Source organism: Streptomyces sp. AK010 (assembly GCF_014207295.1).
Taxonomy (GTDB): Bacteria; Actinomycetota; Actinomycetes; order Streptomycetales; family Streptomycetaceae; genus Streptomyces; species Streptomyces massasporeus.
In genome coordinates this window covers 21792-42668 of the sequence record NZ_JACHCX010000016.1, presented here as the reverse complement: position 1 = coordinate 42668, position 20877 = coordinate 21792, and the positions used below count along the sequence as shown (strand labels likewise).

General features: G+C 72.1%; 22 protein-coding genes and 2 pseudogenes. 14 read left to right on the top strand and 10 right to left on the bottom strand.

The genetic code is table 11. The features are described from left to right. Positions 1–114 precede the first annotated feature (114 nt). On the bottom strand, positions 115–1980 hold the full coding sequence (locus tag HDC93_RS27140; protein ID WP_185013435.1) for an RICIN domain-containing protein: 1866 nt from the start codon (positions 1978–1980) through the stop codon (positions 115–117). 351 nt (positions 1981–2331) lie between these two features. Between HDC93_RS27140 and galU the strand changes: the two genes are divergently transcribed. Then, positions 2332–3279 (top strand): UTP--glucose-1-phosphate uridylyltransferase GalU, encoded by a 948-nt coding sequence (galU, locus tag HDC93_RS27135; RefSeq protein ID WP_185013434.1) that lies wholly within the window; start codon positions 2332–2334, stop codon positions 3277–3279. A gap of 164 nt (positions 3280–3443) precedes the next feature. Here galU and HDC93_RS27130 read toward each other — a convergent pair whose 3' ends face one another. After that, positions 3444–3881, bottom strand: a complete 438-nt coding sequence (locus HDC93_RS27130; protein ID WP_031107979.1) for a DUF4442 domain-containing protein — start codon at positions 3879–3881, stop codon at positions 3444–3446. A gap of 174 nt (positions 3882–4055) precedes the next feature. Here HDC93_RS27130 and HDC93_RS27125 point away from each other — a divergent pair, with 174 nt between their 5' ends. Both HDC93_RS27125 and HDC93_RS27120 read left to right on the top strand, forming a co-directional pair. Further along, the gene (locus tag HDC93_RS27125; protein ID WP_185013433.1) at positions 4056–5066 is read left to right on the top strand and encodes a hypothetical protein; all 1011 of its coding nucleotides are present in this window, start codon (positions 4056–4058) and stop codon (positions 5064–5066) included. Between the two features lie 151 nt (positions 5067–5217). Further along, a pseudogene (locus tag HDC93_RS27120) lies at positions 5218–5664 on the top strand (MFS transporter); the annotation flags it as partial. On the opposite strand, the gene HDC93_RS27115 reads toward HDC93_RS27120, so the two are convergent. Beyond that, entirely contained in the window at positions 5626–6471 is an 846-nt protein-coding gene (locus tag HDC93_RS27115; protein WP_185013432.1) for a spermidine synthase, read from the bottom strand. The pseudogene HDC93_RS27120 and the gene HDC93_RS27115 sit on opposite strands and share 39 nt — an antisense overlap. Positions 6472–6583: 112 nt before the next feature. Continuing rightward, positions 6584–7753 (bottom strand): elongation factor Tu, encoded by a 1170-nt coding sequence (tuf, locus tag HDC93_RS27110; RefSeq protein WP_185013431.1) that lies wholly within the window; start codon positions 7751–7753, stop codon positions 6584–6586. Between the two features lie 340 nt (positions 7754–8093). Between tuf and HDC93_RS27105 the strand changes: the two genes are divergently transcribed. Further along, the gene (locus HDC93_RS27105) at positions 8094–8885 is read left to right on the top strand and encodes a TVP38/TMEM64 family protein (RefSeq protein WP_185013430.1); all 792 of its coding nucleotides are present in this window, start codon (positions 8094–8096) and stop codon (positions 8883–8885) included. Between the two features lie 22 nt (positions 8886–8907). Here HDC93_RS27105 and HDC93_RS27100 read toward each other — a convergent pair whose 3' ends face one another. Then, the gene (locus HDC93_RS27100; RefSeq protein ID WP_185013429.1) at positions 8908–10077 is read right to left on the bottom strand and encodes a thiolase family protein; all 1170 of its coding nucleotides are present in this window, start codon (positions 10075–10077) and stop codon (positions 8908–8910) included. Between the two features lie 93 nt (positions 10078–10170). Between HDC93_RS27100 and HDC93_RS27095 the strand changes: the two genes are divergently transcribed. The 3 genes from HDC93_RS27095 (at position 10171) to HDC93_RS27085 (ending at position 12059) form a co-directional block, all read left to right on the top strand. Then, entirely contained in the window at positions 10171–10641 is a 471-nt protein-coding gene (locus tag HDC93_RS27095; protein WP_185013428.1) for a helix-turn-helix domain-containing protein, read from the top strand. 159 nt (positions 10642–10800) lie between these two features. After that, complete coding sequence (locus HDC93_RS27090; RefSeq protein WP_185013427.1) at positions 10801–11676, top strand: undecaprenyl-diphosphate phosphatase; 876 nt, start codon at positions 10801–10803, stop codon at positions 11674–11676. Positions 11677–11825: 149 nt separating this feature from the next. Next, complete coding sequence (locus tag HDC93_RS27085) at positions 11826–12059, top strand: hypothetical protein (RefSeq protein WP_260419788.1); 234 nt, start codon at positions 11826–11828, stop codon at positions 12057–12059. Between the two features lie 85 nt (positions 12060–12144). On the opposite strand, the gene HDC93_RS27080 is transcribed toward HDC93_RS27085, so the two are convergent. Continuing rightward, positions 12145–12711 carry a Uma2 family endonuclease gene (locus HDC93_RS27080; protein ID WP_260419787.1) on the bottom strand — a complete coding sequence of 189 codons (567 nt, stop codon included), beginning with the start codon at positions 12709–12711 and terminating at the stop codon, positions 12145–12147. 227 nt (positions 12712–12938) lie between these two features. Here HDC93_RS27080 and HDC93_RS38770 point away from each other — a divergent pair, with 227 nt between their 5' ends. Further along, positions 12939–13067 (top strand): hypothetical protein, encoded by a 129-nt coding sequence (locus HDC93_RS38770; protein ID WP_260419786.1) that lies wholly within the window; start codon positions 12939–12941, stop codon positions 13065–13067. Between the two features lie 243 nt (positions 13068–13310). Continuing rightward, positions 13311–13490, top strand: a complete 180-nt coding sequence (locus HDC93_RS27070; protein WP_030835735.1) for a hypothetical protein — start codon at positions 13311–13313, stop codon at positions 13488–13490. A gap of 41 nt (positions 13491–13531) precedes the next feature. Here HDC93_RS27070 and HDC93_RS27065 read toward each other — a convergent pair whose 3' ends face one another. Continuing rightward, a complete protein-coding gene (locus tag HDC93_RS27065; RefSeq protein WP_185013425.1) occupies positions 13532–14134 on the bottom strand; it encodes a DUF4291 domain-containing protein in 603 nt (200 codons plus the stop codon). 96 nt (positions 14135–14230) lie between these two features. Here HDC93_RS27065 and HDC93_RS27060 point away from each other — a divergent pair, with 96 nt between their 5' ends. Together HDC93_RS27060 and lnt are read left to right on the top strand one after the other, a co-directional pair. After that, positions 14231–14701 (top strand): nuclear transport factor 2 family protein, encoded by a 471-nt coding sequence (locus tag HDC93_RS27060; protein WP_185013424.1) that lies wholly within the window; start codon positions 14231–14233, stop codon positions 14699–14701. Positions 14702–14829: 128 nt separating this feature from the next. Beyond that, positions 14830–16395: an apolipoprotein N-acyltransferase gene (gene lnt / locus HDC93_RS27055; RefSeq protein WP_185013423.1), complete on the top strand. Its 1566-nt coding sequence runs from the start codon at positions 14830–14832 to the stop codon at positions 16393–16395. On the opposite strand, the gene HDC93_RS27050 is transcribed toward lnt, so the two are convergent. Next, positions 16319–17224, bottom strand: a complete 906-nt coding sequence (locus HDC93_RS27050; protein WP_311774635.1) for a Gfo/Idh/MocA family oxidoreductase — start codon at positions 17222–17224, stop codon at positions 16319–16321. The two genes, lnt and HDC93_RS27050, sit on opposite strands and share 77 nt — an antisense overlap. A gap of 459 nt (positions 17225–17683) precedes the next feature. Here HDC93_RS27050 and HDC93_RS27045 point away from each other — a divergent pair. The 3 genes and pseudogenes from HDC93_RS27045 to HDC93_RS27035 all read left to right on the top strand — a co-directional run bounded on the left by HDC93_RS27045 (position 17684) and on the right by HDC93_RS27035 (position 19465). Continuing rightward, a pseudogene (locus tag HDC93_RS27045) lies at positions 17684–18263 on the top strand (TetR/AcrR family transcriptional regulator). Between the two features lie 43 nt (positions 18264–18306). After that, positions 18307–18819 (top strand): DinB family protein, encoded by a 513-nt coding sequence (locus HDC93_RS27040; protein WP_185013421.1) that lies wholly within the window; start codon positions 18307–18309, stop codon positions 18817–18819. A gap of 124 nt (positions 18820–18943) precedes the next feature. Next, on the top strand, positions 18944–19465 hold the full coding sequence (locus HDC93_RS27035; protein WP_185013420.1) for a hypothetical protein: 522 nt from the start codon (positions 18944–18946) through the stop codon (positions 19463–19465). 18 nt (positions 19466–19483) lie between these two features. On the opposite strand, the gene HDC93_RS27030 is transcribed toward HDC93_RS27035, so the two are convergent. After that, entirely contained in the window at positions 19484–19984 is a 501-nt protein-coding gene (locus HDC93_RS27030; RefSeq protein ID WP_185013419.1) for a hypothetical protein, read from the bottom strand. Between the two features lie 121 nt (positions 19985–20105). Further along, entirely contained in the window at positions 20106–20789 is a 684-nt protein-coding gene (gene ung, locus HDC93_RS27025) for a uracil-DNA glycosylase (protein ID WP_185013418.1), read from the bottom strand. Between the last annotated feature and the right edge of the window lie 88 nt (positions 20790–20877).

Here is a 20877-nt window from a genome sequence, read left to right as displayed (position 1 = left end):
CGGCCGCCCGCGCGTGCGGTCCCGGCCGCAGATCCCGTGACGACGGGGTCGCCCACCCGGGCGACCCCGTAATTGTTCTAATCCGTCTACTCCGTCTACTCCGTCTACTCCGTTCTACGGCAGTGCGACGGAGTGCACCGCCGTCACGGCGTCGGCCGGCCGTGTGCCGGAGTGCACCGTCCTCACGTCGTCGGCCACGGTCGCGGTCGCCGGACCGAGGACGTCGGGGCCGGGCACCGTGGCCGCTCCGTAGGCGCCGGGCTCGGCGTCCTCGCAGCAGCCGACCTGCGCGAACCTCGTCTCGTAGCGCTCCTGGGGCAGATCCCGGGACCCGGTGTCCGACGGCCCGGGCGGGGCGTCGTCGTGCGGTCGCCGCGTGCGCTGTCCACGGCTCTCGCGCGGGGTGTCCTCGGCCCGCTTCTCCCGGGACTCCCCCGGGCCTCCCGGCGCGGCGGCCGGTTCCAGAGCCCAGCGTTGCGCCTCGGACCCGTCCCGGCCGGTGACGATCACGTCCCGGCCCTTGCCGGGGGCGACGGCCAGACCCTTGCCGCCACGGGGCAGGAGTTCGCCGCGCACGGTCAGGTCGTAGCGGACGACTCCGGCGCGCACGAGGCAGCCGGCCAGGACGACCGAGCCCCCGGCCGTGTCCGAGTCCAGGCACAGGGTGGGGTCGGCGGCGCTGCGCAGGACCCCGTCGTCCTGGTACGACCACAGCTGGGACCCGCCCGCAGAGCAGGCGGCCAGCACGATGCGGGCGTCCGCCCGGATCCGCCCGCCCAGGACGTCGAGGCACCGAGTGTCGTCGAGGTTGCGCAGTCGCCCCCGGGCCACTTCGGCCGGGCTGCCGACGGAGTCCGCCGACGGGGAGACGGCGGACGAGGACCGTGTGGAGTCCGGTTCCACGGACGAGGGGCCCGCGCTGTCGGTGTCGACGGAGTGGCCGCTGACCGCGCCCCAGGTGGCCTGCGGGTCGGCGGTGCCGCTCTCCTCCGTCCAGCCCCGGGCGGCGAGCAGGGTCGCGAGCAGCACGAGGGAGGTCACCCCGATCGCGGCGGCCAGCGCCTTGGTGTGCCGCCTCGGCGGCCCGGGCCGGCCGGTCGCCGGCAGGTCACGGGGCCGGTGGCGGTGGCGTCCGCCGACGGGCAGGGCGCGCCGGCCCTCGTCGCGGCCCGGCCGTGATTCCAGGTAGCGGCGGGCGCCCCAGCCGAGCACCGTCTCGACGAGCAGGTCTTCGAGACCGCCCTCGAAATGACTGAGTTGTTCGGCGGCGTTACGGCAGTAGCGGCAGACCATGAGATGCCGCTGCACGTCCGGCAGCAACGCCCCGCCGCGACGCATGGGAACGTCCAACAGGCGGTTGTAGTAGCGGCATTCCTGCGTCGGTGCGAGTTCCCGGTGCGCGCGTACGCACCCGGTCCGGAATTGCTCGCGCGCCTGATCCAGGGCGGCCGACGCGGTGGCGGCGTCCACCCCGAGCAGACCGGCCGGTACGGATATGGTCTCGGCCTCGACCTCCGTGTGCCAGAGCAGGCATTGGGAAGCCCCCGGAAGGCCCCGGAAAGCGCGCTCCGCGAGGCGCCGCCTTTCGGCTGTCCCCGGTCGGGCGGCACGCAGCCCCCGGGCGCCGACGGTTTTGCGGAGTTCCGGCAGCACGGTGGAAATGCCGTCGTCGGCGGCCCACTCCCCGACCGTCTCCCGGACGGCGGTGAGCAGCCGCGGACGCAGGGCGCCGCCGCCCGGCCGGGCCAGTTCCCTGCGGAAGGCGGCGGCCGCCGCCATGGACGCGGAGTCCTCCGAGGCCGCGAGGCAGATCACGGCGTACTCGTAGACCGCGCGCCAGTGCCGCGCCAGCAACAGCGCGACGGCGCGCGGCCCTTCGGCGGGTTCGCCGACCCTGGCGAGAAGATTGCGATCGGACTCCGCGGGACCCGCTCCGGGTCGTGGCGGGTACGGCGGGCGTGGGGGGTAGGGGGATTGCACGGAACCATTTCCTTCCAGCCGCGGAACGGCATGCGAATTGCGCGTCCGTCGGAAAGCAGGTGGGTGATTGGTGCATACCTATGCCGCGTCAGCTGCGGACTCGGCTGTGAGGCGGCTCACTTTCGCACATGCGACTGACAGGCAACAAGGAGTTCGGATGACCCAGGTTCAAAACGAGGGGAATTCAGATATGTTACCGGCGGTATCCGCACCGGCTTTCGAGAGGGCGGCCGCCGAGGGCGGCAAGTTGTGTGCACACAAAGGCGGTTGGTCCACGAAATCTCCAACTCCACAGCGTGCTCCCATGCGGCTCTCGGCCCGCTCTCAGCTCCGCGCGCCAGCATGAGCCGCATGATCGCCCCCCACCCTTCCACCCCGGCCGCCCCGGCCCGCAGCGTCCGCAAAGCGGTCGTCCCGGCCGCCGGTCTCGGCACCCGCTTCCTGCCCGCCACGAAGGCGACGCCCAAGGAGATGCTGCCGGTCGTCGACAAGCCCGCCATCCAGTACGTCGTCGAGGAGGCGGCAGCGGCGGGGCTCGACGACCTCCTGATGATCACCGGCCGGCACAAGCGGGCCATCGAGGACCACTTCGACCACGCCTTCGAACTGGAACAGACCCTCGCGGCCAAGGGCGACACCGTACGGCTGGACGCGGTGCGCGACCCGGCGCGGCTGGCGAGCATCCACCACATCCGCCAGGGCGACCCGCTCGGCCTCGGCCACGCCGTCCTCTGCGCCCGCCGCCACGTCGGCGACCAGCCCTTCGCGGTCCTCCTGGGCGACGACCTGATCGACCCGCGCGAGAGCCTGCTGCGCCGGATGCTCGACGTCCGCGACCGCCGACTGGGCAGCGTTATCGCCCTGATGGAGGTCCCGCCGGAGCAGATCCACCTCTACGGCTGCGCCGCCGTCGAACCGACCGGCGAGGAGGACGTCGTCCGTGTCACCGGCCTGGTGGAGAAGCCGGCCCGGGAGCACGCGCCGAGCCGCTACGCCGTCATCGGCCGCTATGTCCTCGACCCTGCCGTCTTCCCCGTACTGGAGCGCATCCCGCCGGGCCGGGGCGGCGAGATCCAGCTGACGGACGCCCTGCAGGAGCTGGCCGCGAGCGGCACGGTGCACGGGGTCGTCTTCAAGGGCCTGCGCTACGACACCGGCGACAAGGCCGACTATCTGCGCACCGTCGTCAGGCTGGCGTGCGAACGGCCCGACCTGGGGCCTGAGTTCGTCGCGTGGCTCAGGGAGTTCCTCGGGAAGCTGGACGGAGCGCGCCCCGGGCACCGGGACGTGGCGGCCTGACATGCGAAAGCCCCGGCACCCGGCCGGGGTTACGCACACGCGGCCCTCTGATCAGCCGTCGGGCCGCAGAGTACGGGCGGCCACCTCTCCGGCCGTCGGGTCGCAGAGCATGGGCGGCCACCTCTCCGGCCGTCGGGCCGGTCGGATCCCACGCGAGGGCCTGATCAGCCGTTCGGCCGCAGGGTCCACACCACGGTCATCTCGCCGGTCACGGCACCGTCGGCCCGCTGGATGGCGATGGTCACCGGGAACTCGGGGCGCTCACCGGCGTCCAGCTGCGCGACGACCTCGGTGGCCGGGCGGCCCAGGGTGGCCGTGGCGGTGACGGCGCCCATCGCCAGCTTCTTGTAGGAGATCTCGGCGCTGACGGCGAGCGGTACGGCGCGCGAGAGCTGGTCCCCGAACGCGGCCAGCACGATCGCCCCGCTGGCGGACTCGCCGAGCGTGAACATCGCACCGGCATGCGGGCCGCCCACGTGGTTGTGGTACTCGCCCTGGTCGGGCAGCGACACCACGGCCCGCTCCGGCGAGGTCTCGAGGAACTCGAGGTTCAGGGTGCGGGCCATGGGCACCGTGGCGGCGAGCATCTCGCCGATGGACATCTGGTCTGCGCTCATGGCCGCATGTTACTCATGAGTAGAGACGGCTGGCCAGGCAGGTGTGACGACCGCCGCATCGGCCCTCACGACATCCACACCACCCTGTCCCCGGGCTGCTACGTCTCCGTCCACGGGCAGTGACCGAAACGTGTCGGAGCGCGGCTAGGGTGGCTGCCCATGTGGCCAGGACAGCAGCCGCCCGGGGGCGAGCAGAACCCGCAAGCGAACAACCCGTACCAGCAGCCGGGGTACCAGCAGCCGAATCCGTACCAGCAGCCTGGGTACCAGCAGCAGCCCAACCCGTATGGGCAGCAGCAGTGGGGCACCCCCGCGCCGGCCGGCGCACCGCAGTCCCCGCAGGGCGGGGGCGGCGGCGGCCGGACGAAGCTGGTCGCGATCATCGCCGCCACGGCGGTGGTCGTGGCGGCCGGTGTCACCGGCTTCCTGGTGCTGGGCGGCGACAAGGACGACACGGCGGACGGCGGCAAGAACGACAAGGGCGGCACGACGTCGTCGAGCCCGTCGGCCGAGGAGCCCAGCGCCCCCGCCACGGGCGACAACCCCCGCGGCGGCGAGGACGCCAAGCCCACGGTCAAGGGCTGGAAGGTCGTCATCAACCCCAAGTGGGGCACGGCCTTCGACGTCCCGGCCGACTGGGAGGTGGCATCCCCCACGTCGTCCGTCTTCTTCGAGGACGAGAAGTCCGACGACGGCAAGCCGCTGATCACCATGTCGGCACCGGCGTTCTACAAGTCCAAGTGGTGCACGAGCGACGACAACAAGGACGGCAGGACCGAGACCGAGTCCCTGGCCGGGGCGGGCACCAAGGGCGCCGACGGAGCCAAGGACACGAACGAGGTCGCGGTCAACCAGGTGGCCTGGTGGGTGTACGGCGGCTACACCCAGCCGGACAAGAAGAGCGTCAAGACCGACGACAAGGGCAAGCCGTACACCACCGCCTCGGGCGTGAAGGGCAGCGTCGCCTGGGCGCACTCGGAGAACACGCCGGACACGGGCAAGTGCGCGAGCGACGGCAAGGCGATCACGTTCGGCTTCAAGAACTCCGCCGGTGACTTCGTCGCCTGGAGCTTCTTCGGCGCCAAGGGCGTCAAGGGCGAGGTGCCCGAGAAGACCGTCATGAAGATCCTCAGCACGGTCCGGCTGCACGGCGAGCCGACCGGCGGCTGATCCGGAAAGCGGAACGGGCCCGCCCCTGTCGAGGGGCGGGCCCGGCTCTGTGGAGCGTCGTGACGGGCGTCAGCCCTTCGGGTACTCGCGGTGGACCCAGCGGCCCGAGATGGGTCCTCTCCACGCGGCGGCTGCCGATGCAGACCCAGGGAAGCCCCGCCGTCTCCTCCTCGCCGGGACCCTCTGCGTGTTCCCCCTGGCCCTGCCCTCCGCCGCGCTCGCCGTGCCGGTGCCGATCGGTGTCCTGTTCGGGGTGATGTTCGTCGCCGGCGCGACGGTGGAGGTGTTCGGCGTCTCCTGGATGACGGCACTGCACCAGGAGATCCCCGAGCACAAGCTCTCCCGCGTCTCGGCGTACGACTGGTTCGGCTCCGTCGCACTGGTCCCTCTCGCCACGGCCGCGGCCGGCCCGGCGGAGGATGCCTTCGGCCGCACGGCGGCCCTGTGGGGCTGCGCGGGCCTGGTCGTCCTGGTCACGGCGGCCGTGCTGTGCGTACCGGACGTCCGCAATCTGCGCCGCCGGACCGCACCGGTGGCCCGGGGCGGCAGCGAGCGCGCGTCAGCCGATGCCGAACGCCCCGTCGGGGGGCTCGGGTGACGGCACGGCGTCCTCGTCCCGCACCGCCCGCGCGCCCCCGATGAACTCCCGCAGCCCGTTGCCGTGTTCGACCCGGGCCGGGAAGACGTCGGCGGCGGTGAGCCGGGCCAGGGCGGCGATGTCGATCGGCTGATGCCCGGCGACGAGCACGGCGTTCCCGAACCGCCGCCCCCGCAGCACCCCCGGCTCGGCGATCAGCACCAGTTCCGCGAAGGCGGTGGCGAGCGTGGCGAGTTGCGACCGCAGGAAGGCGAAGGGCGCGGCGTCGGGGAGATTCGCGAGATACACCCCGCTCCCCCGCAGCACCCGCGCGGCCTCACGGACGTAGGCGACGGAGGTGAGGTGCGCCGGCACCCGCGACCCGCTGAAGACGTCCGCGAGGAGAACGTCCGCCGAGTCCTCGGGAGCGTGCTCCAGCCAGACCCGGGCGTCCGCCGCGTGCAGGGCGATGTCCGAGCCCTCCGGCAACGGCAGATGCTCGGACACCAGCTCCAGCAGCCCCCGGTCGGCCTCGACGACGTCCTGCCGCGAGCCCGGCCGGGTCACGGCCACGTACCGGGGCAAGGTGAGCGCCCCTCCCCCGAGATGCACCACGTCCAGCGCCCGCCCCGGCTCGGCCACGACATCCAGCACATGCCCGAGCCGCCGTGTGTACTCGAACTCCAGGTGCGCGGGCTCGTCGAGATCGACGTAGGACTGCGGCGCCCCGTCGACGGTGAGCAGCCAGGCCCGTTCCCGGTCGACGTCGGGCATCAGCTTGGCAAACCCGTGGTCGACGGACCGGGCGACGGGTACAGGCTCGTTCACCCCTGCATTGTGCCTGTGCGGCAACGCCCGCAAGGGGCGCGGGACTGGTCCGACATGCGGCTCCGCCGCGTGGGCGCGACCAGCCCCGCACGGCCCGCAGTTCCCCTCGACCTCAACCCACCACGGTCACGGTCCCCGCCCCCACAGTCCTGCCACCCTCACGGATGGCGAACCCGAGGCCTGGCTCCAACGGCACGTCCCGCCCCAGTTCCACGGTCATGGCGACGGTGTCGCCGGGCCGGGCCACCGCCACCTCACCGAGGTCGACCACCCCGACCACATCCGCGGTCCGGATGTAGAACTGCGGCCGGTACCCGGAGGAGACGGGCGTCGTCCGCCCGCCCTCACGGGCCGACAGGACGTACACCCGCGCCGAGAAGAGCCGCCGCGGCTTCACACTCCCCGGCGCCGCGACCACATGCCCCCGCCGCACGGCGTCCCGCGGCACCCCGCGCAACAGCAACGCCACGTTGTCCCCGGCCTGCGCCTCCTCCATCGGCTTCCCGAAGGTCTCCAGGCCCGTGACCACCGACTCGACGAAGGCCCCGAGCACCTCGACCCGGTCGCCGACGCGCACCACACCCCGCTCGACCGCCCCGGTCACCACGGTCCCCCGCCCGGTGATGGTCAGCACGTTCTCCACCGGCAGCAGGAACGGCGCGTCCAGATACCGCTCCGGCATCGGCACATACGTGTCCACCGCGTCGAGCAGCGCCTCGACCGACGCCGTCCAGCGCGGGTCCCCCTCCAGCGCCTTCAGACCAGAGACGCGTACGACGGGTACGGAGTCGCCGCCGTAGCCGTGCGCGGTGAGCAGGTCGCGGACCTCCAGCTCGACCAGGTCGGTCAGCTCCCCGTCGCCCGCGTCGGCCTTGTTGAGGGCGACCACGACGTGGTCGACGCCCACCTGCCGGGCGAGCAGGACGTGTTCGGCGGTCTGCGGCATGATCCCGTCGAGCGCGGAGACGACGAGGATCGCTCCGTCGAGCTGGGCGGCGCCGGTGACCATGTTCTTGACGTAGTCTGCATGGCCCGGCATGTCGACGTGCGCGTAGTGCCGGGTGTCGGTCTCGTACTCCACGTGCGCGATGTTGATGGTGATGCCGCGCGCCGCCTCCTCGGGCGCGCGGTCGATCCGGTCGAACGGCACGAACGCGCCGCTGCCGCGGTCGGCGAGGACCTTGGTGATGGCGGCGGTCAGCGTGGTCTTGCCGTGGTCGACATGACCCATCGTGCCGATGTTGAGATGCGGTTTCGTGCGGACATAAGCCGTTTTGGACATGGCTGTACCTCGAAGCGTCTGGTCAGCGAAGAAGAAGTGGGACCCCGAGGACCTGCCCGACCCTCCCCTTGCGGGGTCCGCCGGACGAACCGGAGAGGGTCAGCTTCGGGCGCCGTCCATGACGGCCGTGAGATCGACGACGGCAGCCTTCGGGGCATCCGTGACCACGGATGCTGCGAGGGTGAAGGCGTGCCGGAACATGTCGTCGATCATTGCCGACGCCTTACCGCACGTCGAATGGTTTTCGGTTGCCCGCGCACGGGGTTGGGCACCGCCGGCTGTGACGCTCGTGAGACGAACCATACGGCGATCACACACATGTGTCGGTTAGTGTCACCGGATGCTCGATGCCACCACCCGCTCTGGGGGCACCGCCACGGCCTCTCCCCGGGCCACCGCCGCGGAGCTCGCCGTGGCCGTTTCCCCGGCAACGACCGTCTCGCCCGCCGTACCGACCCATTTCGCCGCTCGCTGCACGAGAGTTCTGCTCTCCCCCTGGTCGCGGCTGTCCCTGCTCGTCGTGCTGCTCGCCGCCGGCGCCTGCGGGGTGCTGCTGTTCGAGCCTCAGCGGCTGCTGACGGAGGGCTGGCCGCCCCAGCTCAGTGGCGCCGCTGCGGCGGCGGTGTTCACGGTGGCCTACGGCGTGTGCACCGTGGCGTTCGTGCCGAGGCCGCTGCTGAACCTGGCGGCCGGCGCCCTGTTCGGTTCACAGCTCGGACTCGGCGTGGCCCTGACGGGCACGGTGCTCGGCGCCGGGATCGCCTTCTGCCTGGGCCGGGCGCTGGGCCAGGAAGCCCTGCGGCCCCTGCTGCGAGGGCGCTGGCTGAAGGCCGCGGACGGCCAGCTCAGCCGGCACGGCTTCCGGTCGATGCTGATGGTGCGCCTGTTCCCGGGTGTGCCGTTCTGGGCCGCGAACTACTGCGCTTCCGTCTCCCGTATGGGCCTGCTGCCGTTCCTGCTGGCCACGGGCCTCGGCTCGATCCCGAACACCGCCGCCTACGCCGTCGCGGGCGCCCGTGCCTCCACCCCGACCTCTCCCGTCTTCCTGATCGCCATGGCGTGCATCGCCCTGCCCGCGCTGGGGGGCGTGGTGGTGGCCTGGCGCAAGCGGCACCAGTTGCGCCGCCTCTGACGCGCCGTCACGCCCGGCCGGGTCAGACCCGTTCCAGGACCATGGCGTTGGCGAGTCCGCCCGCCTCGCACATGGTCTGGAGCGCGTACCGGGCGCCCCGTTCCCGCATCGCGTGCACCAGCGTCGTCGTGAGCCGGGTGCCGCTCGCGCCGAGGGGATGCCCGAGCGCGATGGCCCCGCCGTGGACGTTGACCCGGGCCAGGTCGGCGCCCGTCTCCTGCCGCCAGGCCAGTACGACGCTGGAGAAGGCCTCGTTGACCTCGAACAGGTCGATGTCGTCGAGGGTCAGCGAGGCCCTGCGCAGCACCTTCTCGGTCGCCGGGATCACGCCCGTAAGCATCAGCAGCGGGTCGGAGCCGGTGACGGCGAAGCTGTGCAGCCGGGCGAGCGGGCGCAGTCCGAGCCGGGCCGCGGTCTCGCTCGACGTGATGAGCACCGCCGAGGCCCCGTCGTTGATCGGGCTGGCGTTGCCCGCCGTGACGTTCCACTCGATCTGCGGGAAGCGCTCGGCGAAGCCGGGGTCGTGGTAGGCGGGCTTGAGACCGGCGAGGATCTCGGGGGTGGTGCCGGGCCGTACGCACTCATCGCGCGTGACGCCCTCCAGCGGCGCGACCTCGGCGTCGAAGAGCCCGCCCTCCCAGGCCGCCGCGGCCTTCTGGTGGGAGGAGACCGCGAAGGCGTCCAGCTGCTCGCGGCCGATCGACCACTTCGCGGCGATCAGCTCGGCGCTCACACCCTGCGGAACGAGCCCCTCCGGGTAGCGCCCGGCGACCCCGGGTCCGAAGGGGTCCTTGTCCGCCGGCACGTTCGACCACATCGGCACCCGGCTCATCGACTCGACCCCGCACGCCACGACCAGGTCGTAGGCGCCCGAGAGCACCCCCTGCGCCGCGAAGTGCACGGCCTGCTGGGACGAGCCGCACTGGCGGTCCACGGTGGTCGCCGGCACCGACTCCGGGAAGCCCGCGGAGAGCACGGCGTAGCGGGTGGTGTTCATGGCCTGCTCGCCGACCTGGTCCACGGTGCCGCCGATGACGTCGTCGATGAGCGCCGGGTCGACCCCGGAGCGCTCGACGAGGGTGCGCAGGGTGTGGGCGAGGAGCTCCACGGGATGGACGTGTGCGAGGGCGCCGTTCGGCTTGCCCTTGCCGATCGGGGTGCGTACGGCTTCGACGATGACTGCGTCACGCATGTGAGGGCCTCCACGACTACCGGTGAGTAGGAAATCCGAACTCACCGTAGCCCGCAGAGTTGGAAATTCCAACCCTCTTCTAGACTGAGCGCCATGGCCGCCAGCAAAGACCCGCGTCCCTGCTCCATCGCCGACACCCTCGCGCTCGTCGGCGAGAAGTACTCCCTGCTCGTGCTGCGGGAGGTGTGCCTGGGCAACGGCCGGTTCGACCAGCTGGTGCGCAACATCGGCGCCCCGCGCGACATCCTGGCCACCCGGCTGCGCCGGCTCGTCGACGCCGGGATCCTGGCCAGGCACCTCTACAGCGAGCGCCCGCAGCGCTTCGAGTACCGGCCGACCCCGGCGGGTCTGGAGCTGGAGCCGGTGCTGATGACCCTCATGGCGTGGGGCGACCGCCATCTCCGGGCGGACGGCGACCGGCCGATGGTCCTGGAGCACTCCTGCGGCCGTCCCCTCGCCCCGGCCGTCACCTGCCGGGCCTGCGGCGGAGAGGTGCGCCACGAGGACCTCACGGCCCGCCCCCAGGCACCGGGCTGGACGGTGACCGGACCCACCGCCGCCTGATCGCCCTGGTCAACGGCGGCTTCCAAACCCCTGTGTCCTGGCGGCCTTCCGGGGACGCTACGCTTCCCCCTCGGCGCACATGATCCCCCGTTCCTGGCAGCGGCGGCCCGGTGCGCCCGTCGTCCGTTCCCACGATCGGCACTTGGACTCCGCTACCTCATGTCTTGGTTCGAATCACTCATCCTCGGACTCGTCCAGGGGCTGACCGAGTTCCTCCCCGTCTCCTCCAGCGCCCACCTGCGGCTGACGGCTGCCTTCTCGGGCTGGGAGGACCCGGGCGCGGCCTTCACGGCGATCACGCAGATCGGCACCGAGGCAGCCGTGCTGATCTACTTCCGCAAGGACATCGGGCGGATCATCTCGGCGTGGACGCGCTCACTGACGAACAAGGCGCTGCGCAGCGACCCGGACGCCCGGATGGGCTGGCTGGTCATCGTCGGCTCGATCCCGATCGGTGTGCTCGGCGTGACGCTGAAGGACCAGATCGAGGGGCCGTTCCGCGATCTGCGGATCACCGCGACGATGCTGATCGGCATGGGCATCGTCCTGGGCGTCGCCGACCGGCTCGCGGCCCGCGACGAGAGCGGCGGCAAGCACCGCGCGCCCAAGCAGCGCAAGGCCCTGGAGGACCTGGGCGTCCGGGACGGCCTGATCTACGGCGTCTGCCAGGCCATGGCGCTCGTCCCGGGCGTCTCCCGCTCCGGCGCCACCATCAGCGGCGGCCTGTTCATGGGCTACAAGCGCGAGGCCGCGGCCCGCTACTCCTTCCTGCTCGCCATCCCCGCGGTGCTCGCCTCGGGCGTGTTCGAGCTGAAGGACGCCACGGAGGGCGGTCATGTGTCGTGGGGTCCGACGATCTTCGCGACGATCATCGCCTTCGGCGTCGGGTACGCGGTGATCGCATGGTTCATGAAGTTCATCTCGACCAAGAGCTTCATGCCCTTCGTCTACTACCGCATCGCCCTCGGCATCGTCATCATTGTGCTGGTCAGCATGGGTGTGCTGAGCCCGCACGCGGCCGAGTCGGCGGGGTGAACCAGGGCCGCAAGTAGCGCTATCAGGACGTGTGCGTCCGCAAAGTGGGGGATGACACGGAAGGGCCCGCACGGCAGTGCGGGCCCTTCCGTCCAGAGGGTGGAGCGGGTCAGCGGAGGTTCATGCCCGGCCCAGGTGATCGGGGCCGCATGCAGGCGTCCGCGCCCGTGCTGGACACGCTCGCCAGGGTGCTCCACCTCGACGACGACGAACGCGGCTACCTCTTCCAGCCCGCCGGCAAGATCACCACCCGCACCCGCAGCCGGGGCCGGCAGAGGGTCCAGCCGCAGCTGCAACGCGTGACCTGCCCGAGGGCCGGCTGCCGCCGCCCCGGTAGCGCGGCGGCCGGGTGCCCGACCCGGATCGCCTGCTGGACTGGCTGAGCCGGCTAACGCGCCGGGGCACGAGCACCGGCACGGCCACGGGGGCCGGGGAACCGTGCAGGATCAAGGCCGGGAAAAAATGGCTTCAGCGGATCTTCTTGAAGTCGGTGCGCACTGTCACCGCAACTCCCGCGAGGGAAAATTCGATCTCCTCACCGAACTGGTAGGGCACCGCCGAGGTGTACTCGTCGCCCTTCGGCGCCTGGTAGAGCACACACTCCCCGGTCAACACATCGACGATCAGATACGTGGGAATCCCGCGCGCCGCATACTGGTTGAGCTTGCGCCCATAGTCCTGCCCGACCGTCGAGCGGGACACGCTCTCGGCCACGAAGTGAACATGCTTCTGGTCGACGAAGGCATCACCCGGACCAAGCGCACCTGCGTCGACCACCAACACATCGGGCTCGGGCGTGTAACCGTCCCGCTCCGGCAGTACGCCCTTGTCCCGCGTGACGTGCAGACCGGACTCCCCTCCCAACTGCTCCGCCAACTGCAACCGGATCGAATCATCCGCCTCGCTGTGCGCCTCCGTCACCGGCGACATATACAGGCGCCCCTGGTCGAACAGCAGCTTGACCGCCTTGGGCAGCTTCATCGAGCTGCGCACCTGGCGCAGCCACTGCGCATACTCCGGATACATCGCGGTCATCGCGCCTCCCTGCTCATCCCGAGACACCGCCATCGTACGGGCCGGGCACCACGAACCAAGCGGATGTTGACATAGGGCTCCGGGGCACGCTGGGAGTCACGGCCAACCGGTCGTCGCCCCAAGCGCCCATCTCCCCGACCAGCTTCTCGCCGTATGTGTCCACGCCGACACCTGCTGGAAACGCACCGGGTCACAGCTACCTGGTTGTGTTCACCTCCTGGCACCAGATGAAGCCCGAGGACATCGACCGAATCAACCGGCTGCACCACGCCAAGGTGACGATGCTGTTCACGTACTCAGGCATCGACAACAAGGACATCGAGCCGTACCCGTCAGACGTGGAGCGGAGTCGCTGAAGCTCATGAGTGCACCGCGGGAGCGTCAGTACCGCTGTTCTCTGGCGGCGTGGCCGGGAAGCACCAGCCACGTCGACGGCTCCCCTCTCTCGTCCGGTCGTCGGCGCCCGCACGCGGCCGAGTCGGCGGGGTGACGCGGGGCCGGATCCCGGGCCGTGTGACCCCGCTCTCGTGACCAACCGCATAGCGATCGGGTAGCCGTCCGGTAGCGCTCTGTCAGTGGCTGCCCCTAGGCTTGTCCGCATGTCCCCCGATTTCGTGACCCCTGGTTCCGTGCGGTCCGCTGCCGAGGTCAACGACGAGATCCGTGCGCTGTGGCAGCGCACGGGCGGCACCCTGTCGGCCGAGGAGCGCGCGGAGTACGAGCTGCTCGTCGTCGAGTGGGCGGCCGCGATCCGTGGTGGCGTCGTCAGGGCGGCCTGAGCCGCCCCCGTGGTCGCCTTTCCGCCCCGTCCCTTCCCTCTCTAGGCGCGCAGCCGCGCCAGCACCTCGTCGTCGAGGTCCAGGGGCCGCTCCTCGGGCAACAGCCCAGCGGCCGACTCCAGTTGACCCGCCCGCACCAGCCCGTGGATCTCCGTGGCGAGCGGCGTGACGTCCTCGATCCCCACGATCCACTCGTCCGCGTAGCGCGCGGCGGCCTCCCCGGCGAGCCCCAGCTGAAGCGACCGGTGCGGCAGAGGGTCGAGGTGCAGGTTCCGTTCCGGATCCCACTGCACCCGCGCGGGCGCCTGCCCCGACTGCCGCTTCCAGGAGGCCTGGTCGCCGTGCAGGGCGGGGACGTGATGGGACAGGCAGGCGTTGCGCAGCGCCCAGAGGAAGCCCTCGCGGTCGATCTCGATCGCCAGGACGGTCTCCTGGCCCTCCTTGGAGCCCCAGCCGCAGCGGTACATCATCCACAGGAACGACGGCTTGATCCATGTCATGCGCTCCCGCTTCCACGCGGCCGGGAAGCGGCCATGGCGGGCGGCGGGGCCGCCGATCTCCGGCCGGTAGGCCTGGTAGACGGTGATCGTGGACCCGGTGTGGCGGGCGCGCACCTGGAACTTCGGTTCGTGTCGTTCGTTCACGAAGGCCAGACTGGGCCCGGCCGCCGGTCGGCGGCCACCGAATATCGCTCACGCACACCTCTTGGCCCGGCCCCCGCCATGCCCAACACTGATCCGATGACGCAGCGCGTGGAGCTCGCCACCGTGAGAGACCAGCTGGCCGTGGACGGGCTGATCACCGACTACGCGGTGGCGGTCGACGACGGCGACTGGGAGGCGTACCGACAACTGTTCGCCCCTCGCGGGCGGGCGGACTACCGCTCGGCCGGCGGCATCGAGGGAGAAGCCCGGGCGGTCGCCGCGTGGCTCGCGGAGAGCCTGCGGCGGTTCCCGATGCGGCAGCACCTGATCGTCAACCGGCGGGTGCGCTTCGGGATCTGGGAGCAGGACACCGGCGACACCGCCGAGGTCCAGGCCGACTACGTCAATCCCATGGCCACCGCCGGGCCCGCCCCGGACTTCGTGTGCGGCGGCCGGTACGCCTTCGCGGCCCTGCGCACGGACGACGGCTGGCGGCTGAGCGAGGTGGTCGTACGGGAGAAGTGGCGGCGCCTTCCCGAGCCGGAGAGCGCACCTGTGGCCACCTGACGGGGCGCGGGTGAAGCGGCGGCGCCTTCCCGAGCCGGAGAAAGCGGCTGTGGTCAACTGACGGGCGTCCTGTGTCCTAGATCCTCCGCAGGGCGCACACTGGAGGCACCCGCGGGTAGGAGGCGCCTATGAAGACGCTCGGCCACTGGCTCGCCTCCCCCTGGCGCCGCTCGGCCGCCGCGGCGGTCGCGGGCGCCCTCCCCGTCCTCGCCTTCCCCGCGCCGTCGCTGTGGTGGTGCGCGTACGCCGCCCTGGTCCCCTGGATCCTGCTGCTGCGCACCGCGCCGACCGGGAAGCGGGCCGCTCTCGACGGCTGGTGCGGCGGCCTCGGCTTCATGCTGGCCATGCACCACTGGCTGCTGCCCAGCCTGCACGTGTTCACGATCGTCCTCGCCGCCCTCCTCGGCGCCCTGTGGGCCCCGTGGGGCTGGCTGGTGCGCCGTCTCCTCGGCGGCCTCCCCTCCCCCGGTCGGGTCGCGGTGGCGCTCGTGGTGCTGCCGTCGGGCTGGCTGGCCGTCGAGCTGGTCCGCTCCTGGCAGGGGCTCGGCGGCCCCTGGGGCATGCTCGGCAGCAGCCAGTGGCAGGCGGCGCCCGCGCTGCGCCTTGCCTCGGTCGGCGGGGTGTGGCTGCTCAGCTACCTGCTCGTGGCCGTCAACGTCGCGGTCGCCGTCCTGGTCGCGGTCCGCCGGGCCCGGGTGCCCGCCGTGGCCGGTCTGGTCATAACGGCCGCCGCCACCTCGGCCGCCTGGGCCTTCTCGCCCCGCCCCGCCGTCGACGGCCAGGTCAGGATCGCCGTCGTGCAGCCGGGCGTCATCGTCGGCCCGGACGCCCGGTTCGCCCGCGAGGAGCAGCTCACCCGCCGGCTCGCCGGGCAGGACGTCGACCTGATCGTCTGGGGCGAGAGCAGCGTCGGCTTCGACCTCGGGGACCGGCCCGGCCTCGCCCGGCGACTGGCGGACCTGTCGCGCGCGACGGGCGCCGGCATCCTGGTCAACGTGGACGCCCGGCGTTCCGACAAGCCCGGCATCTACAAGAGTTCGGTGCTGGCCGGGCCCGACGGACTGACGGGCGAGCGCTACGACAAGATGCGGCTCGTGCCGTTCGGCGAGTACATCCCGGCCCGGTCCCTGTTCGGCTGGGCCACCTCCGTCGGCAAGGCCGCGGGCGAGGACCGCAGGCGCGGCTCGCAGCCGACCGTGATGAACGTCGGGGACGACCTGCGCGTGGGCCCGCTGGTGTGCTTCGAGACCGCGTTCCCCGACATGACCCGCCATCTCACGCGGGAGGGCGCCGACGTGCTGATCGGCCAGTCGTCGACCTCCACGTTCCAGCACAGCTGGGCGCCCGGGCAGCACGCGTCGCTGGCCGCGCTGCGCGCCGCCGAGACCGGCCGCCCCATGGTGCACGCGACCCTGACGGGCGTCTCCGCCGTCTACGGCCCGGATGGTCAGCGCATCGGTTCATGGCTCGGTACGGACGCCTCGGCCGCGCGGATCTACGACGTCCCCCTCGCCCACGGCACCACGCCCTACGTCCGCCACGGCGACTGGACGGTGCACGCGGCGATGGTGATCCTCGCCCTGTGGGCCGTCGGCGAGGGCGCACGGACCCTGCGGCTCAGGCGGTCCGCTCCTGAACCGCGCGTACCACCCGCTCGCACAGTTCATGGGTCTCCAGCGCGTCCCGGGCGCTGAGCACCTCGCCGGCCCGGACCGCGTCGAGGAACGCGAGCACCGCCTGCTCGATCCCGCGCTGGCGGGCCACCGGCACCCAGTCCCCGCGCCGCCGCACGGTCGGCTGCCCCTTGTGGTCGATCACCTGGGCGAGATTGACCACCTGCCGCTTGGTGTCCTGCCCGGACACCTCGAGGATCTCCTCGGCGGAACCGCTGAGCCGGTTCATCACGCCGAGCGCGGTGAAGCCGTCCCCGGCGAGCTGGAGCACCAGGTGGTGCAGCAGCCCGTCCCGGACCCGGGCGCGCACCGACACGTCGTCGATCTCGCCGGGCACCAGGAACCGCAGGGTGTCGACGACGTGGATGAAGTCGTCGAGGATCATCGAACGGGGTTCCTCCGGCAGCCCGATGCGGTTCTTCTGCATCAGGATCAGCTCGCGCGGATGGTCCGCGCACTGCGTGTAGCCGGGGGCGAAGCGCCGGTTGAAGCCGACGGCGAGGCTCACGTCCCGCTCCTCCGCGAGCGCCACCAGCCGCGCGGAGTCGTCGAGTTCGTAGGCGAGCGGCTTGTCGACGTAGGTCGGTACGCCGGCCTCCAGCAGCCGCGTCACGATCTCCGGGTGCACGAGCGTGGGCGCGTGCACGAAGGCCGCGTCGAGGCCCGCCGTGAGCAGGGAGTCGAGGGTGGTGTGCCGCCGCTCTTGCGGGAGGTGCAGGCCCTCCGCGACCCGGTCGAGCGTGGCGGGCGTACGGGTCTGCAGGTGCAGCTCGACCCCGGGCTGGAAGGCGAGGACCGGGAGGTAGGCCTTCTGTGCGATGTCACCGAGTCCGATGCAGCCGACCTTCACGGGGTGATCTCCTCCAACGGTTGCCTGCCGGGGTCTGCCCGGAAGCATACGGCCGCTGCGGGGCGCCCAGTCGGCGATGCCGTCGAAGCTGTGCGGGAACAGGGCGGGCCCGGCCTTCGACAGTGCGGCGACGGCCGTGTCGCGTACGGCGATGCCGGCCCGGCTGCTCATGAGGCTGAGCCGGGCCGCCTTCACGGCCTGGTGTGCGATCACGGTCGTGCGCGGCAGCCGGGCGGCGGTGTAGCCGGCGGGGTCGTCGCAGTGGTGGGCGAGCACGACGGCGTCCTCGATCGCCTGGTTGCCGCCCTGGCCGAGGCGCGGGGGCATGGCGTGTGCGGCGTCGCCGAGCAGGGCGGTCCGGCCGTGGTGGTAGGCGGGCAGGGGTTCGGCGATGTGGTGCACGTCGTGGCGCAGGACGTCTTCGGGCCGGGCGGCGGCGAGCACGGCTGGGATCGGGTCGTGTGCCAGTCGCCCAGCCGCTCCGACCTCGTCGCCGACACCGCCCTCGCCCTGCTCGCCGAGCGCGGGATGCGCGGCCTCACGCACCGGGCGGTCGACGAGGTGGCCGCACTCCCAGGGCTCCACGTCGAATCTCGCCCGGACCCGGCAGGCCCTGCTGGAACTGGCGGTGCGGCGGCTGGCCGACCGTGAGGCGCGGGTGCCGGCCCTGCACGAGATGCCGGACCCGGCGGCCGGGACCGGCTCGCTGGTGGACGCGCTGGCCCTGGCGGCCCACCGGGCCCTGACGAACAACCGCGCGCTGACCCTCGCCCGGTTCGAACTGGCCCTGGAGGCGACGCGCCGCCCCGAGCTGCGGGCGTTCTTCGACGCCACGGGCGCCCGCTTCCGGGACCAGCTGACCGCCCTGGTCACCGGCATGGGTTCGACGGACCCGGCGCGGCACACCCTGTCGCTGACCGCCTGGGCGGACGGGCTGATGTTCAGCTGCGTGGCGGGGTCGTCCGGCGCGGACACACCGAGCCTGGAGGAGGTCCGGGCCGGACTGCGGGAACTGCTGGAGGGGATGCTCGGGGGCTGAAAATCTTGTGGTGCCGCGGAGGCGGCTCGGAAAGGATGCGTCCATGACGAACGAACGCCGAGAACCCGCCACCACCGCCGACGAGCGCACGATGCTGGAGGGCTGGCTGGACTACCACCGACAGACCCTCGCCTGGAAGTGCGAGGGCCTGACCGACGCCCAGCTGCGCACCGCCGCGGTGGAGCCGTCCGAGCTGAGCCTGATGGGGCTGGTGCGGCACATGGCGGAGGTCGAGCGGGGCTGGTTCCGCAAGGTGCTCACGGACGAGGACGCCGGCCCGATCTACTACACCGAGGAGGATCCGGACGGCGAGTTCCATCTGTCCGAGTCCGACACATGGGAGGAGGCGTACGCCACCTGGCAGTCCGAGATCGAGACCGCCCGGCGCAACGCGGCCCGCTTCGGCCTGGACGACATCACCGAGGGCAAGCACCGCCGCACCGGCGAGCGGTTCAACCTGCGGTGGCTCTACACGCACATGATCGAGGAGTACGCGCGGCACAACGGCCACGCCGACCTGCTCCGCGAGCGCGTCGACGGCGCGACCGGCGACTGACGCCGCCCCTGCCGTCACCCCTGTCACACCGGCGCCCTCCGTACGGGGCGGGAGATCACCCGTGCGGGGCATCCTCCGCCTGACCGCCGCCCCACCGCGGGCCGGACGCACCAGAGTTGCCCGGGTGCATCGAACGACGACCACAGCGACGCTCCTGGTGACCGTGGCGGTCTCGGCCCTCTCCGGCTGTACGACGGTCCCGCGCCCCTCCGCGCCGGCGCCCTCGGCGGCCCCGTCCCGGCCGTCGGCGCCTCAGCCGGAGGGCGAGGCGGAGACACAGATCGTGCAGGCCCCGGCCCGGGAAGCCCTGCAACTCATCGAAGAGGCGTCCCACCGCCCGAAGCCGGCCGCGTCGGCGCCCCGCCCCGCCACCACGCCCGCGGCCGACGCGCCGGAGCACGGGACCTCCCTGCCCGGCCGCCACGACGCCCGCCCGCACCCCACCCGTCCGGAACGCCCCGACCCCGCCCCGCGCAGCCCCCTGCGGTCGCACCCCCGCCCTGCGGACGTGTCGGAGTCGGTACGGCAGGACGTCCACGGGAGCGTCCCGGACAGCTCGGACGTGTGCGCGCTGGGCAGGCGGTACGGGGGATGGCGGGCGGACAGCCCGGAGGCGACGATCTGCCGCGACACCTACGGGCGTTGACCCGCGGCGCCCGCCGCCTCAGGGACGCTGCCGAGGCGGCGTCCACGCCCCCGGGCCGTCCTCCCCCAACCGGGACTCCAGCCGTCCGATGGCCGCCCACACACCCTCGCCGTAGCCGTCGTCGGCGAGGGCCAGGGCGGCTTCCCGGGCCCACCGCAGGTGCGTGCGCGCGGCGTCGCGGCGATCGAGCCTGAGGTAGTCGTCGGCCAGGTTCAGGTGCAGGGAGGGGTAGAGCGCGATCACCGCGGTCACCGCGAGCGCCTCCTGCCTCGCCTCCTCGGCCGCCGTCAACGCGCGCAGATCCCAGGCCAGTTCGTCCGCAGGGTCGTCCTGGGTGTCGGCCAGGTAGTGGGCGAGGGTGCAGCGGTGCAGCGGGTCGCCGTGCTCGCCGAGCTCCGCCCACAGGCCGAGGAGCCGGTGCCGGGCCTCCTCCCGGTCCCCGGCGTGGTGCAGCATGACGACCTGCCCGATCCGGGTGAGCACGGCATCCGGCGCCGTCTGCTCCTGCCGCTCCGCCACGACGTCCTCCGCGCACTCGCCGGCTGTTGCTGCCGACGCTAACCGCAGGCGGGGGCGATCCGGCTCAGGCGGCTCCGGACGGCGCCGGGCCCGTGACGGCACGGCCGTACGGCCGCGGGCCTCAGCCCAGGTTCGGGATCGTCCAGTCGATCGGCGTGTGTCCCTGCGCCGCCACCGCCTCGTCGATCTGCGTGAAGGGGCGCGAGCCGAAGAACTTCTTCGCCGACAGGGGCGAGGGGTGCGCGCCCTTGACCACGACGTGCCGCGACTCGTCGATCAGGGGCAGCTTCTTCTGCGCGTAGTTGCCCCAGAGCACGAAGACGGCCGGGTCGGGGCGCTCGGCCACGGCCCGGATCACCGCGTCGGTGAACTTCTCCCAGCCGCGGCCCTTGTGCGAGTTGGCCTCGCCCGCGCGGACCGTGAGCACCGCGTTGAGCAGCAGGACGCCCTGCTCGGCCCACGGCATCAGATAGCCGTTGTCCGGGATCGGCGTGCCCAGTTCCTGGTGCATCTCCTTGTAGATGTTGCGCAGGGACGGCGGGACCCGCACACCCGGCCGGACCGAGAAGCACAGCCCGTGCCCCTGCCCCTCGCCGTGGTACGGGTCCTGACCGAGAATCAGGACCTTGACCCGTTCGTACGGCGTGGCGTCCAGCGCCGCGAAGACCTCCTCGCGCGGCGGATAGACGGGACCCTTCGCCCGCTCCTCCTCGACGAACTCCGTCAGCTCCTTGAACCAGGGCTGCTGCAGTTCGTCGCCCAGAACCCCGCGCCAGGACTCGGGCAGCATGGCGATGTCGGTCACGTCAACGTCCTCACCATTTGCGGTCACTTCCAGGCCACAGAACCTACAGGCGACCACTGACAACGCGCCCGGGAAAGCCCGGTGCCGG

What these genes read in the sequence shown, in the direction of transcription:
- galU (WP_185013434.1), top strand. Translation starts at nt 2,332, where the DNA reads ATGATCGCCCCCCACCCTTCCACCCCGGCCGCCCCGGCCCGCAGCGTC.
- HDC93_RS27130 (WP_031107979.1), bottom strand. Translation starts at nt 3,881, where the DNA reads ATGTCCATCGGCGAGATGCTCGCCGCCACGGTGCCCATGGCCCGCACC.
- HDC93_RS27095 (WP_185013428.1), top strand. Translation starts at nt 10,171, where the DNA reads ATGGCCGCCAGCAAAGACCCGCGTCCCTGCTCCATCGCCGACACCCTC.
- tuf (WP_185013431.1), bottom strand. Translation starts at nt 7,753, where the DNA reads ATGTCCAAAACGGCTTATGTCCGCACGAAACCGCATCTCAACATCGGC.
- HDC93_RS27060 (WP_185013424.1), top strand. Translation starts at nt 14,231, where the DNA reads ATGACGCAGCGCGTGGAGCTCGCCACCGTGAGAGACCAGCTGGCCGTG.
- HDC93_RS27100 (WP_185013429.1), bottom strand. Translation starts at nt 10,077, where the DNA reads ATGCGTGACGCAGTCATCGTCGAAGCCGTACGCACCCCGATCGGCAAG.
- HDC93_RS27040 (WP_185013421.1), top strand. Translation starts at nt 18,307, where the DNA reads ATGACGAACGAACGCCGAGAACCCGCCACCACCGCCGACGAGCGCACG.
- HDC93_RS27105 (WP_185013430.1), top strand. Translation starts at nt 8,094, where the DNA reads ATGCTCGATGCCACCACCCGCTCTGGGGGCACCGCCACGGCCTCTCCC.
- HDC93_RS38770 (WP_260419786.1), top strand. Translation starts at nt 12,939, where the DNA reads ATGAAGCCCGAGGACATCGACCGAATCAACCGGCTGCACCACGCCAAG.
- HDC93_RS27080 (WP_260419787.1), bottom strand. Translation starts at nt 12,711, where the DNA reads ATGACCGCGATGTATCCGGAGTATGCGCAGTGGCTGCGCCAGGTGCGC.
- HDC93_RS27085 (WP_260419788.1), top strand. Translation starts at nt 11,826, where the DNA reads ATGCAGGCGTCCGCGCCCGTGCTGGACACGCTCGCCAGGGTGCTCCAC.
- lnt (WP_185013423.1), top strand. Translation starts at nt 14,830, where the DNA reads ATGAAGACGCTCGGCCACTGGCTCGCCTCCCCCTGGCGCCGCTCGGCC.
- HDC93_RS27125 (WP_185013433.1), top strand. Translation starts at nt 4,056, where the DNA reads ATGTGGCCAGGACAGCAGCCGCCCGGGGGCGAGCAGAACCCGCAAGCG.
- HDC93_RS27070 (WP_030835735.1), top strand. Translation starts at nt 13,311, where the DNA reads ATGTCCCCCGATTTCGTGACCCCTGGTTCCGTGCGGTCCGCTGCCGAG.
- HDC93_RS27090 (WP_185013427.1), top strand. Translation starts at nt 10,801, where the DNA reads ATGTCTTGGTTCGAATCACTCATCCTCGGACTCGTCCAGGGGCTGACC.